At 40.6% G+C, this 13,342-nt stretch carries 14 protein-coding genes and 1 pseudogene; 4 read left to right on the forward strand and 11 right to left on the reverse strand.

Annotated elements, in window-relative coordinates; translation table 11 throughout:
- Positions 1-6: 6 nt before the first annotated feature.
- The 10 genes and pseudogenes from ACQ86K_RS03145 to ACQ86K_RS03190 form a co-directional block, all read right to left on the reverse strand.
- Positions 7-1,272: an ABC transporter ATP-binding protein gene (locus tag ACQ86K_RS03145; RefSeq protein WP_091173933.1), complete on the reverse strand. Its 1,266-nt coding sequence runs from the start codon at positions 1,270-1,272 to the stop codon at positions 7-9.
- Entirely contained in the window at positions 1,273-1,872 is a 600-nt protein-coding gene (locus ACQ86K_RS03150; RefSeq protein WP_431200782.1) for an ABC transporter permease, read from the reverse strand. It abuts the gene before it with no gap.
- Positions 1,830-2,135: an ABC transporter permease gene (locus tag ACQ86K_RS03155; protein WP_431199787.1), complete on the reverse strand. Its 306-nt coding sequence runs from the start codon at positions 2,133-2,135 to the stop codon at positions 1,830-1,832. The genes ACQ86K_RS03150 and ACQ86K_RS03155 overlap by 43 nt, the downstream gene beginning before the upstream one ends.
- Positions 2,128-3,249: a glycosyltransferase family 4 protein gene (locus tag ACQ86K_RS03160; RefSeq protein WP_091173924.1), complete on the reverse strand. Its 1,122-nt coding sequence runs from the start codon at positions 3,247-3,249 to the stop codon at positions 2,128-2,130. Before ACQ86K_RS03160 ends, ACQ86K_RS03155 begins: the two co-directional genes overlap by 8 nt.
- Positions 3,239-5,025: pseudogene (gene asnB, locus ACQ86K_RS03165) on the reverse strand (asparagine synthase (glutamine-hydrolyzing)). The gene ACQ86K_RS03160 and the pseudogene asnB overlap by 11 nt, the downstream one beginning before the upstream one ends.
- A gap of 160 nt (positions 5,026-5,185) precedes the next feature.
- A complete protein-coding gene (locus ACQ86K_RS03170; protein ID WP_431199788.1) occupies positions 5,186-5,668 on the reverse strand; it encodes a UpxY family transcription antiterminator in 483 nt (160 codons plus the stop codon).
- A gap of 50 nt (positions 5,669-5,718) precedes the next feature.
- Entirely contained in the window at positions 5,719-6,735 is a 1,017-nt protein-coding gene (locus tag ACQ86K_RS03175) for a CpsD/CapB family tyrosine-protein kinase (protein ID WP_431199789.1), read from the reverse strand.
- A complete protein-coding gene (locus ACQ86K_RS03180; RefSeq protein WP_431199790.1) occupies positions 6,642-7,913 on the reverse strand; it encodes a GumC family protein in 1,272 nt (423 codons plus the stop codon). The genes ACQ86K_RS03175 and ACQ86K_RS03180 overlap by 94 nt, the downstream gene beginning before the upstream one ends.
- Entirely contained in the window at positions 7,913-8,137 is a 225-nt protein-coding gene (locus ACQ86K_RS03185; protein ID WP_431199791.1) for a Wzz/FepE/Etk N-terminal domain-containing protein, read from the reverse strand. Before ACQ86K_RS03185 ends, ACQ86K_RS03180 begins: the two co-directional genes overlap by 1 nt.
- Positions 8,138-8,713, reverse strand: a complete 576-nt coding sequence (locus ACQ86K_RS03190; RefSeq protein ID WP_431199792.1) for a polysaccharide biosynthesis/export family protein — start codon at positions 8,711-8,713, stop codon at positions 8,138-8,140.
- Between the two features lie 314 nt (positions 8,714-9,027).
- On the opposite strand from ACQ86K_RS03190, the gene ACQ86K_RS03195 reads away from it, so the two are divergent.
- The 3 genes from ACQ86K_RS03195 (at position 9,028) to gap (ending at position 12,042) form a co-directional block, all read left to right on the forward strand.
- A complete protein-coding gene (locus tag ACQ86K_RS03195) occupies positions 9,028-9,765 on the forward strand; it encodes a glycosyltransferase family 2 protein (RefSeq protein ID WP_223266186.1) in 738 nt (245 codons plus the stop codon).
- Between the two features lie 79 nt (positions 9,766-9,844).
- Positions 9,845-10,942 carry an MraY family glycosyltransferase gene (locus tag ACQ86K_RS03200; RefSeq protein WP_091173907.1) on the forward strand — a complete coding sequence of 366 codons (1,098 nt, stop codon included), beginning with the start codon at positions 9,845-9,847 and terminating at the stop codon, positions 10,940-10,942.
- Positions 10,943-11,034: 92 nt separating this feature from the next.
- The gene (gap, locus tag ACQ86K_RS03205; protein WP_091173903.1) at positions 11,035-12,042 is read left to right on the forward strand and encodes a type I glyceraldehyde-3-phosphate dehydrogenase; all 1,008 of its coding nucleotides are present in this window, start codon (positions 11,035-11,037) and stop codon (positions 12,040-12,042) included.
- Positions 12,043-12,056: 14 nt separating this feature from the next.
- Here gap and ACQ86K_RS03210 read toward each other — a convergent pair whose 3' ends face one another.
- Positions 12,057-12,674 carry a hypothetical protein gene (locus ACQ86K_RS03210; RefSeq protein WP_091173901.1) on the reverse strand — a complete coding sequence of 206 codons (618 nt, stop codon included), beginning with the start codon at positions 12,672-12,674 and terminating at the stop codon, positions 12,057-12,059.
- Between the two features lie 192 nt (positions 12,675-12,866).
- Here ACQ86K_RS03210 and ACQ86K_RS03215 point away from each other — a divergent pair, with 192 nt between their 5' ends.
- Positions 12,867-13,301, forward strand: coding sequence for a GNAT family N-acetyltransferase (locus ACQ86K_RS03215; protein ID WP_091173897.1), 435 nt, complete (start codon positions 12,867-12,869; stop codon positions 13,299-13,301).
- The last annotated feature ends 41 nt before the right edge of the window (positions 13,302-13,342 follow it).

The following is a 13,342-nucleotide window of genomic DNA, read 5'->3' on the forward strand; positions in this document are numbered from 1 at the left end:
ATGCTGTTATGCCTGGTAACTAATATCAAAATCAAGTTTAGGGTGAATTACACCCGGAGCTAAAGCGCTGTTACTTCCTTTACTTTCGTTTTCAACCTCAAACCCGATAAAATCATCAGCACCAAATAATTGGTAACGTTGATTTTCGCCAAAAATCAACTTGAATGAATAATTGCCGGCGTTCAACAGGTTAGGCGGAATAGTACACTTAACCGTGTAAAACCCGGTTTTTGAATCATTATTGGTTGATATAAGCACGCCGTTATGAAATACGGGGATTTCATCACTATTTTTTAATTCAAAGGTTGCATCTAGGTTAATGCCCGTTTTTTGATTAAAAAAGATCATCTCTAAGCTAATGCCTGTCGAAATGGAGATACTGTCGCCGGTAAGCGGCCGGATGACGAATTTAAGCACTTTTATATTTTCATTCCCAGGTGCTGAGGTTAGATCGCCCTGGTGTTCAAATGTTGACCGGGTATTGTTATTGGTTTGATAAAAGCCTACTGCTTCGAGCTGTTTGTTTTCATATATCAACTGCCCGTTTGCAAGCACAATGCCCCGGTTACATAATGTTTTCACCGCGGCCATGTTGTGGCTTACAAACAAAACCGTGCGCCCTTCGTTCATGCTTACCTGTCCCATTTTACCGAGGCATTTTTTCTGAAACTCGGCATCGCCAACTGCCAGTACTTCATCTACTATCAAAATTTCGCTTTCAAGGTGCGCAGCCACCGCAAAGGCTAACCGTACATACATTCCCGATGAGTAACGCTTAACCGGCGTGTCGATATACCTTTCAACCCCCGAAAAACTCACGATCTCATCAAACTTTTGTCTGATCTCGGCCTTGCGCATCCCCAGTATGGCACCATTGAGATAAATATTTTCCCTCCCGCTCAGTTCCGGGTGGAAACCTGTGCCTACTTCAAGTAAACTGGCTATCCGGCCCTTTAGTTTTACCGAGCCGGTAGTAGGAGAGGTAACACGGCTTAAAATTTTAAGCAGGGTACTTTTACCTGCTCCGTTGCGGCCTATAATGCCAACAGCATCGCCCTGTTCAACTTCAAAATTAATATTGTTCAAGCTCCATACCACATCACTTTCGCCTTTGATGGTACGATCATTCACTTCGCCTATTTTTAAAAAAGGATCTTCCTTACCCCGCAGATGTGCCCAAAAACGCTCCAGGTCGCGGGAGATAGTGCCCGTACCAAAATCGCCTAGTTGGTAGGCTTTTGATAAGTTTTCAACTTTTATTGCCTTGCTCATTTATACAGTATCAACAAAAGTTTTTTCAACCTTATTAAATATTACTATGCCTGTAAGCAGTATTACAATAGTGCTAACGATACTGTAAGCTAACAGCTCCCAGTTAAAGCTTCCTTTGCCTAAACAGCCATACCTGAACGTTTCAATTATGGCCGTAATGGGGTTAAACTTAATAAGCCAGCTGTATTTAGGATATTTAGCCTGTGCCACCGATAAAGGGTATATAACCGTTGTTGCATACATTAAAAGTGGTACGCCAAAGGCTACTATAAACGCTATATCCCTGTATTTTGTGGTAACAGCCGATATGATCATACCTAAGCCTAAACCCAGTGATGCTATCATGATAATGAGTAATGGCAGCAGCAAGGCTGCTATATTGGGAATAATATGTTCGCCCTTTAAGATAAATATGATGTACAGGATTATGAAAAGTAGAAACTGAACCGCGAAACGGATCAAGTTTGAAAGTACAATACTTAGGGGCATAATAAGTCTTGGAAAATATACCTTGCCAAGTATACCGGCATTATCTTTAAAAACAGTTGACGTTTTGTTCAGGCAATCGGCAAAATAGTTCCAAATGATGGTGCCGGCCAGGTAAAAAGTGGCTTTGGCAGGCCATCAACCGGGATGCCGGCCAAATTGCCAAATATCAGGGTATAAAACAGGATAGTAATAACCGGCTGAATAAAAAACCACACCGGACCCAAAATGGTTTGCTTATAAAAGGAAATAAAATCGCGCCTAACGAGTAGCACAAGCAGGTCGCGGTAATGCCACACCTCTTTAAGCTTAAGGTCGAGCAGGCTGCCTTTCGCATTTATTTCGATGTCCCACTTTTCCGGATGCAAATCAGTCATTTATCAGCTGCTCAAGTTTGGTCATATAATCGTGCTCGTTAAAATGGCTTAAACATTTTTCCTGTAAGCTTTTGCGGGTATCAGCAGCTAAGTGTTTTTGCAAATGCTTTGTTATTGCTTTGTTAAGTTCGGTAAGGTTGTCCGGGTCAATGGCTTCTCCCAGTTCGCCGTTCCGGATGGCGTCAATACTACCATCGGCATTGCCACAAATAACGGGTAAGCCGCAGGCAAGAGCTTCAATAAATACAATGCCAAATCCCTCCTTTTTGCTTGGTAAAACAAACAGGTCGGCCAGCAGGAAATGGTCGGTGAGTTCGGCTTCATCAATAAAGCCGGTTAAAATTACCTGTTCCGTTACATCATGCGCCGCTATTAATTCTTTTATACGGATGTGTTCCTGCTCATCATATTTGCCCGAAAGTATATATTTTATTTGCGGAAATTGTGACTTAAGGCTGCCCAAGGCACTAATTACCTGGTCATACCCTTTGTATAGCTCGGTAGATGCCATGCGTGTTAACGAAAATATGATAAAATCATCGTGGTTTAAACCATAACGGCGCAACAGTTTTTGTGGCTTCGCGAAGATATCGGGCAAACGCATAAATGGGTCAATTGCATTATTCAGCACAATGCATTTATCTGCATTCAGGTTATGCCTTTTTATCATTTGCTGTTTGGTATAATTGCTTACACAAATTACGCAGTCGCAGTGTTTAAGCGTCAGCCGCTTTAAAAACGAAAGCGGACGCCAAACCTCAATGCCGTGTGCTACAAGCCATAACCGGCATTTAGGGTTAATCAGTTTAATTAACAGGCCAATGATGGCCAGGTTAATATGACTTAATATAGCAACATGGGGCTTTGCCGAATGGCCGATGGTTTCCAAAACAAAACCTGCCCGGTTTATGCCAAACCCTTTGAAATTTGCAGAAGGTAAATATTGCGCCATCAGGTCATCCTGCTTATCATAAGCCGACCAAAGCTCAAAATTCCAATTGTTTTTTAAGGCAGCACGATGCAAGGAATGACCAAGTGTGCGTGTCATTTTCTGGATGCCGCCGGTAGTGCTAAATGTTTGTAAAGTAAAAAGAATTACATTTTTAGCCATCATTTTGAACCTGATACAAGGCAAAAGCCTTTGACCAATGAATGCTGTCGTTTTTAAACTGTTTTATAACATTTTGTGCCGCTTTTCCTTTGTAATTATCAGTATCGCTAATTAGCCGGTGCTCCTTCATCCATTTTTGTAAGGGGAATGTGAAACCCATTTTGGGCCTGTTCCAAACTTCAGGCGGAATAAGGTTGTTGAAACTTTCAATAAGAAGTTTTTTCGGCTGGCGTTTATTAAATCTGATGGCTGGTGCGATATTCCGGGCTGCACGGTTAAAATCTTCATCCAAAAACGGAACCCTGACTTCAAGGCCATGATTCATGCTCATTATATCGGTATCCCTAAGTAATTGGTTTTGCATGTAGAAATGCGTTTCAAACCATTCTGCATGTTCGTTATTATACCCGTGTGGTGCGGGCGACAAAGCTGTGCCGAACAATACATCATTAATATGATCAATGCTCGTATCCAGTAGAGCAGAAACATCAGCCAATGAAAACAATCCACGCAAAGCCAGGTAATCAGCTACGGGATGGTTAACAGCGAGGAATGCCAATCTCTTATAATGATCAGGCAAAAAATGACTGGATATCTTTAACATCCATGATGGCAGTTTACGCAGATAGCCAAGATATTTTATGCGGTTAAATGAGGGATAACCTCCAAAAAGTTCATCGGCGCCCACACCTGATAATACCGCCTTCAAACCATCGTCATGGGCATATTTACTTATAAACCAGCCGTTAATGCCATCGGTGGTAGGCATATCCATAGCATCCATGATTTGCGAAAAAAACGCTTCAAAATCTGATTGTTTTACCAGGTGTGAAAAGTTTTGGCCATTTATTTTATTGTTAATGATGTTTTGATAGCTGCGTTCATCATAACTTTTTTCATCAAAAAATATAGAAATGGTTTTAAGTTGCTCTTTTTTTGCCGATTGGCCAGCATTGTGAGCAGGCTTGAATCAATCCCCCCGCTTAAAAATACACCTATGGGTGCATCGGCAATTAATTGCCTTTTTACGCCCAGGCTAAGTGCATTGTAGATTATCCGATGGGCTTCGTTTTTATCGGTTATTACATTTTGCAAACCATCAATGTGATATTTGCTTAAAGTATACCCTGCACTCCTGTGGTCCCAGCATAAAAAATGTCCTTTGGGCAAGCTGAATACATTTTTTAATGTGGTATAGGGTTCAGGAATATGGCCAAATGCCAGTAGTCTTACCGGCCAGTCCGGATCTTTTTCGATATTCAGTCCCGACTGTTTAAATGCCCGCACTTCAGATGCAAAACAAAGCTCGTTGTTTACAGCCGAATAATATAGCGGTTTTATACCGGTAGTATCACGTACAAGGTAAGTAAGGGCTTTGCCAACATCATACAAGGCAAAAGCAAACATACCTCTGAACCTTGAAAAAGCTGCAGTGCCCCAATTAAGATAGGCCTGGAGTATAACTTCGGTATCAGTGCCTGACTTAAATTGTGCTCCTGATCTTAGCAATTCCTGTTTTAATTCAGGGTAGTTGTAAATTTCGCCATTGAAGGTGATCCATGCATTTTGGCCCACATCTGTCATGGGCTGATGCCCGTTGCTGCTGAGGTCAATAATTGATAACCTGCGGTGACCGAAAACAAGGCAGGCTTTTTTATCTTCAAATATGCCCTCATCATCCGGCCCGCCATGCTGTAACGCGTGGCACATTAATTTTACGCTATTCCTGATCTCGTTCTGGGATATTTTTTCAGAAACGATTCCTGCTATACGGCACATTGTTCATTAAATTTCATAGCTTCGCCCCGTAAGTTACATTGATGTCTTGTAACTAATTAGCTATTAATCACTTGTGTTGCAGGGCACAAGCTGTCTATTTATTGAATTTTCGGCGCAAATAATGAAATATTATCTGTTGTCCAAAACAATTCCTTTTATTTTAAAACCGCTCAATTAGCGATGCAGCAACATTAACGATAATAGAGTAACCAATACTTTCCAGGCGTAATATCAGTTGTTTTTGCGATCTGCGTGATACAACTTCGCCTGTCATGCCCTTTAGTACACCTGCTCTGATGATAATCTTCTCGCCCGGCTGCAGGTCTTCCTCTGTTACCTCCAGTTCATATGGACTTGCCATGAGTAATTTAAGTTCATGGATCTGCTTATCAGGCATAACTGCAGGCTTGCCCGAAAAATAAAGGAACCGCGCAATGCCTTTGGTCATTAACACTTCGGCCTGCTCTTGTTCGGCAATATTTACAAACAGGTATGATTTTAACAATGGTTCCTCAACCCATTTTCTGCGGTCGCTCCATTGTTTAAGCTGACGGTGCAGGGGCAGGTAAACATTAATGCCTTTGCTCACTAATGCTTCATATGCCTTTTTTCGGCTCGTGGGTTGGTGTAAACCGGGTACCATTTGTTTACTGCCATATTGATTTTAGTAACAATCTTTTTAAATAAACAAGCTTATTTAAACCATCGTTTTAAATTCCACCATTTTTTCTTTTCATCATCAAGATAATAGCCCGAACCTTCGTAGCCGCTGTAATCTGAATAATAGTAATATCGTGTGCCTGCATTTTCGCCGGTAAATTTGGTAGTGTAATATCTTGAATGCAGCAAATCTTCTTCGAATGCATTTAAAATTATCACGGTATTATCGAGGTGATATTCCTGCGCTATGCGCTGTGGCACAGTTGCGGCATAATATTTTGATTTGCCAGACCGGATCACAAAAACATTGATGTCACTTATCCTGATAAGCGGTATAGCATCTGATACCAGTCCGATGGGAGCGGTATCAATCATCACTATATCATACATTGTTTTAAGTGTTTCAATTAAAGCGTTCATCCTTTTGCTGTGTAGTAGCTCTGATGGGTTAGGCGGTACGGGCCCCGACACTATAAAATCGAGGTTTTCCTGTTCAGAGTGATGAATGATATCGTCAATTTCAGTTTGGTGTGCAAGGTAATTGGTCAAGCCAATATCATTGGCCACATGAAAAGTTTTATGTAGCCTTGAACGACGTAAATCGGCTCCTATTAATATTACTTTTTTATCAATAAGTGAAAGCGTGCTTGACAAATTTACGGCAACAAATGATTTGCCTTCGCCGGCTACTTCCGAGGTTATACAAATAACTTTGCTTGCTTTTTCTGACGAAAGGAAACTAAGATTAGTACGTACAGAACGGACCGATTCTGCAAAAATTGATTTGGGTTTGCTGATAGCAAGGATTTGTTCGCTGCTTTCGTCAAGGGCATACGGGAATTTTCGGATAACGCCCAGGATAGGTATGCTGGTTAGACTTTCAATGGTTTCCTTATCATAAATATAGGGGTTTAATATCCTGATGAGAATGATAAGCCCCAGGCCTATAGCCAAGCCTAATATAGTAGCAGTACGGTGGATATTATGTTCATTGGGCGAAACTGGATTATAGTTTGGTTGAGCCAGCTCAATAATAGTTGCACCAGGCAAAATCCCGGCACGGCTGATCTGCGCTTCCAGTTTTTTTCGGACAGAAAAGAGTATACCTTATCATTAATATCAAAATCACGCTGCAGGCTCACCATATCACGCTGGGCGGCAGGCAATGCCGCTATAGTTGAGTTAACTTGGCCAAGTTGATTATCAACATATTGAATATTTTTTTCGATGCCAGCCCGGATCTGTTTTATATTGTTTAAAGCGGTGGTTTTAATTTGGATAATGCTTTGGTTAATGTTTTGAATAGGCTGCGAATCGGCATTATAGGTAGTTAATAAACTTGCCCGTTCTGTAATCAGGTTGTCCAGGCGGCTTACCATAACTTCTAACGACGGTAGATTAGCGCTGCCGACATTAAAGTTTAAGGTTACATTGTTTTTTTCCTTGGCTATTTCGCTGCTAAGCTGGTCGAGCGCTATTAATTGTATTTTTAATAACGATTTGTTTGATTCAAGCTCGGTTGCCTTGGTTACTGAAGTAGTTGATGCGGATGTAACGTCAAGGATCTTGGATTTTTTCCTGTATTTTTCTATCGAGTTTTCAGAGCCTTTTACTTCAGTTGACAGATAATCCAGCTGACTGTCAATAAAATCGATCATTTGTGAAGCTGACTGCGCCTTTTGGTTTCGGTCAAAAATCACATAATTGTTCATAATCGCATTAAGTATATCTGCTGCAAACTGCGGATTGGAATCTGTTTGCTGGATGGCAATTATATTTGAGTTTTTTGCTGTTTCGCCAGCATATAAATTACCCTGTACCCGGCCGATAAAATCTTCGGGGATATTGAACTTAAATAAATAAATTGTTTTGGATGGAATTGACCCCGGGTATTTAATTCGGAAACTGGTATTGCCAATGGTTACAATATCGCCGTATTTGTAGTTGTTTTGGATCTCCTTACCGTTTATGCTATAGGTAAGATTGAAGTTTTGAGCACTGACCGGCTTAAAAGTTATCAGGCTATGGAAAAAATTAAGGCTATCAAACTTTACCAGAGTAATACCGAGAGGTTTTTGCGGATAGGTTTCGGAGGTACGTACCCTGCCCGAGATATAAAAGCTGATACGATAGTCGAGGTCTTTTATTGCTGTTAGGATGAGGGTACGGCTGGTTAATACCGAAGTTATACTTTGAATTTTTGACGGGCCGCGTTCGGGCGTGGTCATTACACTGATAATGTCAGAAATTTCTGATTTTTTTCTTCTACCTTAAGTGTTCCCCCGGTGGCATATGTTTTGGGTGTATACCATAAATAAGTGTATGAAATAGCTGATGTAATAACGACGGATGCCAATATCCAGTACCAGCGGCTGAGGAGTATTTTGCCGATCTTAAAATAGTCAATTTCCTGGTTGGGCAGCTTTCTTTGTACTTTTTCTAACTCTTCCATTTACCGATGAGAAAGCGTAAAAATAATCAAGGCGGTATTAAGCAGCAGTAAAACCGGCTGCGTTATTACCGAAAGGTTTTGCAATTTATCATTGCGAACGGCACGTTTGTTTTGTGCTATATAAATAACATCTCCGCTTTGAAGAATAGCACGGGGATCATTTATTGATTGGATATCCCGAAGGTTAATTTCAGTAACCTGCGGGTTTTTTTGATCGCCTCTTATTATTTTTACATTTGCTTCATTAGCCTTATCTGTCAGGCCTCCTGCTTCTCCAATCATTTCAACCAAAGTTGTCCTGTCTTTTGTTAACGTATAGTTCCCCTGCCCCTTTATTTCGCCAAGTATGGTTACCTTAAGGTTAACGATCTTCAACTCAATTATGGGGTCTTTCAGCAGGTTTGTACGGTAAAGCTCCTCAATTTGTTTTGCTGCTTCCGGCCTGGTAAGACCAGCAACTTTTACATGGCCGATAACAGGCAGCGCAACAGTGCCGTCGTCTTCAACCTGAAACGTTTGCCCGGCAGTACCGCCACCTCCGCTGCCCCCTGCATTGGTAGCAGGCGCTCTCGTCAACTATATACTTTATGCTTTGCAGGTTCCTGATCTGCAGTATATCCTGTGCTTTAATATGGTATGGGCCTACTGCTGCATCGCTTCCTTTTGATGCGGTATCAGTAACATTATACTTTTGGTCAAAAAGATATTGATATTGTTTGCTTGAGCAGGAGGTTAACAAAAAAAGTATCCCAATTATCAGGCAGATAGATGTATAGTTGCGCATATTCAGCTATAAAGTTCCAAGTTATATTTAAGATAATTAGGCTTCAAAGTCAAAATTACATAATTTCGGGGTATTAATACGTTGTGTTTTTCCCAAAGTTGCAAGGTTGAAGATCTCGGTTATTACTGTTGTTTACAATGCTCAGGATACTATTAAAAGATGTATCGAATCTGTTATCGGCCAGAATTACAACAACATTGAGTATATTATAATTGATGGCGGCTCAACAGATAGTTCCCTGCAAATAATTAACCAATATAAATCGCACATCAAAGTTTTGATATCTGAGCCTGACCAGGGCATTTATGATGCAGTCAATAAGGGGATCCGTTTAGCAACAGGCGAAATAGTTGGTACGCTTAACGCCGACGATTTTTTTGCTAATCAGGAAGTTATATCAGCAGTAGCGCAGGCTTTTTCAGACAGCGCAGCCGGGATCGTTTACGGAAACCTTGATTATATAAATTCTGTAGGTAAAATCACCCGTAAATGGAAAAGTCACAAATGTGGAAAAAATTCCTTTAACCGTGGTTTTATGCCCCCACATCCTACCTTTTACTGTAAGCGCATCTTGTTTGATAAATACGGTTTTTACAGCCTTGAATACGGTTCTGCAGGCGATTATGAATTAATGGCGAGGTTTCTGCATAAGTGGCAGGTAAGGAGCTTTTATCTTAACAAAGTTATGGTTAAAATGCAGGTAGGGGGTATAAGCAACAGCAATTTAATGAACAGGTTTAAGGCGTGGTCATTTGATTTGAAAGCAATGCGTAAAAATAATGTGTTTTTACCCGTTTTGGCAATTGTGCTGAAACCCGTAAGAAAGATTTTTCAATTTCTTTAATTTTTAGTTAACTTTTTGCATTGCACTTCGTACAAGTACTTATAAATGAATAAGCCGGTCACTAACATATTTATAGCATATGCTTGAATTTCTACGCTCTTATCATTTTGTTTATAATGTGCTAATAGTTGTATTTTCAACCCTTATAACATTATTGTGTATCCCTTCAATATTACATGTTGCACGTGCCCGCCATTTATATGACGATGTTGGACATTTCAGAAAACAGCATGATCATGGTATTCCCCGCTTGGGAGGCGTTGCTATTTTTGTAAGCTTTACTATTACAGTTTTGCTGTTTATCGATAAGTCGTTGCCCGTTAGTTACCTGCTTACCGCATGTATAATTTTGTTTGCCATGGGGTTAAAGGATGATCTTTCGGGGGTTAATTCAAGCACTAAGTTCATGATCCAGTTTGTGGTTGCTGCCATACTTGTTATCCCCGGAGATATCAGGATCAGCAGTATGTATGGCGTTTTTAATATTACGGCCTTGCCATATATACCCAGCGTAATGTTGTCAATACTGGTTATTATGCTCATCATCAATTCTTTTAATCTTATTGATGGTATAGATGGCCTGGCTGCAACCACGGGTATTATTGCTAATAGCACTTTTGCGGCACTTTTTATTTATATGAACGAATATGAGCTTGCGGCAATTTCGCTTGCTATAGTTGGAGCGGTGGCTGGTTTTTTGCGTTTTAACATAACCCCCGCCAAAATATTTATGGGCGATACCGGTGCCCTCCTTATTGGCCTGGTATCTGCAGTAATGGCCATTCGATTTATTGAATTGAGCAAGGTTTCGACTGTTAAATTGCCTTTTATATATACTGCTCCGGCTTTAATTGTAGCGGTACTTATAGGTCCTGTTTTTGATACGCTCAGGGTTTTTACTATCCGGATCTTAAACAAAAAATCCCCTTTCGATGCAGACCGCAACCATATCCACCACCGTATGTTAAAAATGGGTTTAACGCATCTGCAAACTACTTTTGTTTTAGGATGCCTGAACCTTGTTTCGATAGTAATGGTACTGGTGTTTAATAATTTAAATAACTCCTGGCTTATTGCCTTTATATTTTTATTGTCGATATCTTTTAACGGGATGATCACTTATTTTATCCGTTCAAAAAAAGGCGAAGCCCTGGTAGTCCGGAATTTTAGCGACTAATAACCAATTGTAACCTGCAAGTAGTAATACCGTAAATAAACAAATTAACCATTCATCTTCATTAACTTTGATGCTTTATTTATCAGCACACCATGAAGATAGCTATAAACGGGTTTGGACGGATTGGTCGCGTATTTTTAAGGAATATTTTATTGCATCCCGATATAGAGGTGGTAGCTATAAATGATCTTACCGACACGCAAACCCTCGCGCATTTATTTAAGTATGACTCTGTTCATCGGGGGTTTAAGGGTACGGTGAGTTTTGATGATAACAGTCTAGTTATTAACGGTAAGCGTATACGGGTATTTGCCGAACGCGATCCTTTTAACCTGCCCTGGAAGGCTCTGGATATTGATGTCGTAGTAGAATCTACAGGTAAATTCACTTCCAGGGGCGGTGCTGAGGCGCATTTAACCGCCGGGGCACGGCAGGTTATCATATCTGCACCATCAACCGATAAAAATGTACCAACTGTAGTGCTTGGCGTAAACGACCGGGAGGTTGACCTGCAATCTCCTGTGCTGTCAAACGCATCATGTACAACTAATAATGTTGCCGCTATGGTAAAAATATTAGATGAAAACTGGGGCATCATTGATGGTTACATAACCACCGTTCACTCCATGACCGGCGATCAAAACCTGCATGATGCACCTCATAAAGATCTTAGGCGGGCAAGGGCCGCATCGGCTTCTATTATACCCACCACTACGGGTGCTGCTAAAGCAATAACAGCTATATTCCCTCATTTGGACGGCCGTTTGGGCGGAGCAGGAATTCGTGTACCGGTACTTAACGGTTCATTAACTGATTTTACCTGCAGTCTCAAAAAGCAACCAACCATAGTTCAAATTAACGAAGCATTTAAACAAGCTGCAAACGGGCCAATGAAAAATGTACTGGAATATACGGAAGACCCTATTGTATCAACCGACATATTGGATAATCCGCACAGCTGCATTTTTGACGCCCAACTAACATCAATAGTGGGTGGCCTTGTAAAAGTTGTTGGCTGGTATGATAATGAAATGGGATACAGCAGCCGGCTGGCCGATTTGGTAGTACGAATAGCCGAACTTAAAAAACAGCCGGCCTAAGCCGGCTGTACCAATTATTTTCTATATACTACAGTTGCTGTTGTTGATATGGTATCTGAATTTTTGCCGTTAGTATAATAATATGTGGCAAAGCTAATCACATCTTTTGTTTGCTTTAAAATATCATTCTGAGCTTCAACAGCAAGATCATGCTGTTTATATGCCTTTGAAAATACTATAGCTCGTTCCAATACCAGTTTAGTGTACTGTTTGCCATCGATAGTTAATGTAGAGGCTGATTTAATGGCAACGTTGTTCAGGTTATCATCAAGATAATTTGTTGCTGTTTGATTATCCTTATTGACGGCGGTAAAATTGAAATTAGCGAGGTTTGATTTTGAAAAGTCTTCTTTAAAATGTACCGCAGATGATTTTTGATAATCATCAGGGTTTAATACCAAATTGGCAGTTTCGGTATAATTTAAATAAAGCGTGTCATTACTCACTTTCGTGTTTACAACCTGGTCGGCAATGTCAAGCTTTATTGAAGCTGTTGTTGTGCCGGTGCTTATATCTGTATTGGTGCCCGTGTTTGTTCCGGTTGATCCTTTAATTACTTCAGAAACAATATCTGTTTTTTTACAGCCTAAAAGTGCAGTTGCGATAAGTATGCAGGTAAAATATTTTTTCATTGTGTATTCAGTATTTTCTTCTCTTTTGGCAACAACTGTGCCTTACTCCTTATTTGTTTAATAGTGAGTAATACGAAAACGTATTTAATTGATAGTTGGGATTGGCTTGTAACAGAACGAAACATTAACTTGTGGTTATTAATTTGATGGGATTAAAATTCCCCATTCCGGGAATTTTTCCAATTTTGCAGCATGATCAGGTTTATAAAAGTTGATGAGTTGCTGAATGTGCGTAATGAAGTGCTGCGCGAAGGCAGGCTCAGCCCGGATGAATGTCGTTTTCCGTCAGATAATAATGAAGGGAATTTTCACCTTGGTTATTTTGTTGATGATGAACTGGCCTGTATAGCTTCGTTTCACCCGCAAAGCTATGGCGAATTTAGCGGTATCGGATACCGGCTACGGGGCATGGCAACAACCGAGAAATACCGGGGCCAAGGTTTCGGCAACCAGTTAGTTAACTTTGCCCTAGTTTACCTGCGCGGTCAAATGGCAGATTACCTGTGGTGCAACGCCCGTATAAAAGCGGTGCGCTTTTACAGCGGCCTTGGTTTCGAAATAGTTTCGCCTGAATTTGAGGTTCCGGGCATTGGTCCCCACCATGTAATGTATGTTAAAATAAGATGAAATTTTGGCGGATTGAAACAGCTTTTTTCGTTTTTCGTTAA

The sequence above is a fragment of the Mucilaginibacter sp. P19 genome (assembly GCF_050632265.1).
Taxonomy (GTDB): Bacteria; Bacteroidota; Bacteroidia; order Sphingobacteriales; family Sphingobacteriaceae; genus Mucilaginibacter; species Mucilaginibacter gossypii.

Bases quoted from the DNA above. Each gene is read 5' to 3' on its own strand.
- ACQ86K_RS03145 (WP_091173933.1), bottom strand. From the start codon at position 1,272: ATGAGCAAGGCAATAAAAGTTGAAAACTTATCAAAAGCCTACCAACTA.
- ACQ86K_RS03155 (WP_431199787.1), bottom strand. From the start codon at position 2,135: ATGACTGATTTGCATCCGGAAAAGTGGGACATCGAAATAAATGCGAAA.
- ACQ86K_RS03160 (WP_091173924.1), bottom strand. From the start codon at position 3,249: ATGATGGCTAAAAATGTAATTCTTTTTACTTTACAAACATTTAGCACT.
- ACQ86K_RS03170 (WP_431199788.1), bottom strand. From the start codon at position 5,668: ATGGTACCCGGTTTACACCAACCCACGAGCCGAAAAAAGGCATATGAA.
- ACQ86K_RS03180 (WP_431199790.1), bottom strand. From the start codon at position 7,913: ATGACCACGCCCGAACGCGGCCCGTCAAAAATTCAAAGTATAACTTCG.
- ACQ86K_RS03185 (WP_431199791.1), bottom strand. From the start codon at position 8,137: ATGGAAGAGTTAGAAAAAGTACAAAGAAAGCTGCCCAACCAGGAAATT.
- ACQ86K_RS03200 (WP_091173907.1), top strand. From the start codon at position 9,845: ATGCTTGAATTTCTACGCTCTTATCATTTTGTTTATAATGTGCTAATA.
- gap (WP_091173903.1), top strand. From the start codon at position 11,035: ATGAAGATAGCTATAAACGGGTTTGGACGGATTGGTCGCGTATTTTTA.
- ACQ86K_RS03210 (WP_091173901.1), bottom strand. From the start codon at position 12,674: ATGAAAAAATATTTTACCTGCATACTTATCGCAACTGCACTTTTAGGC.
- ACQ86K_RS03215 (WP_091173897.1), top strand. From the start codon at position 12,867: ATGATCAGGTTTATAAAAGTTGATGAGTTGCTGAATGTGCGTAATGAA.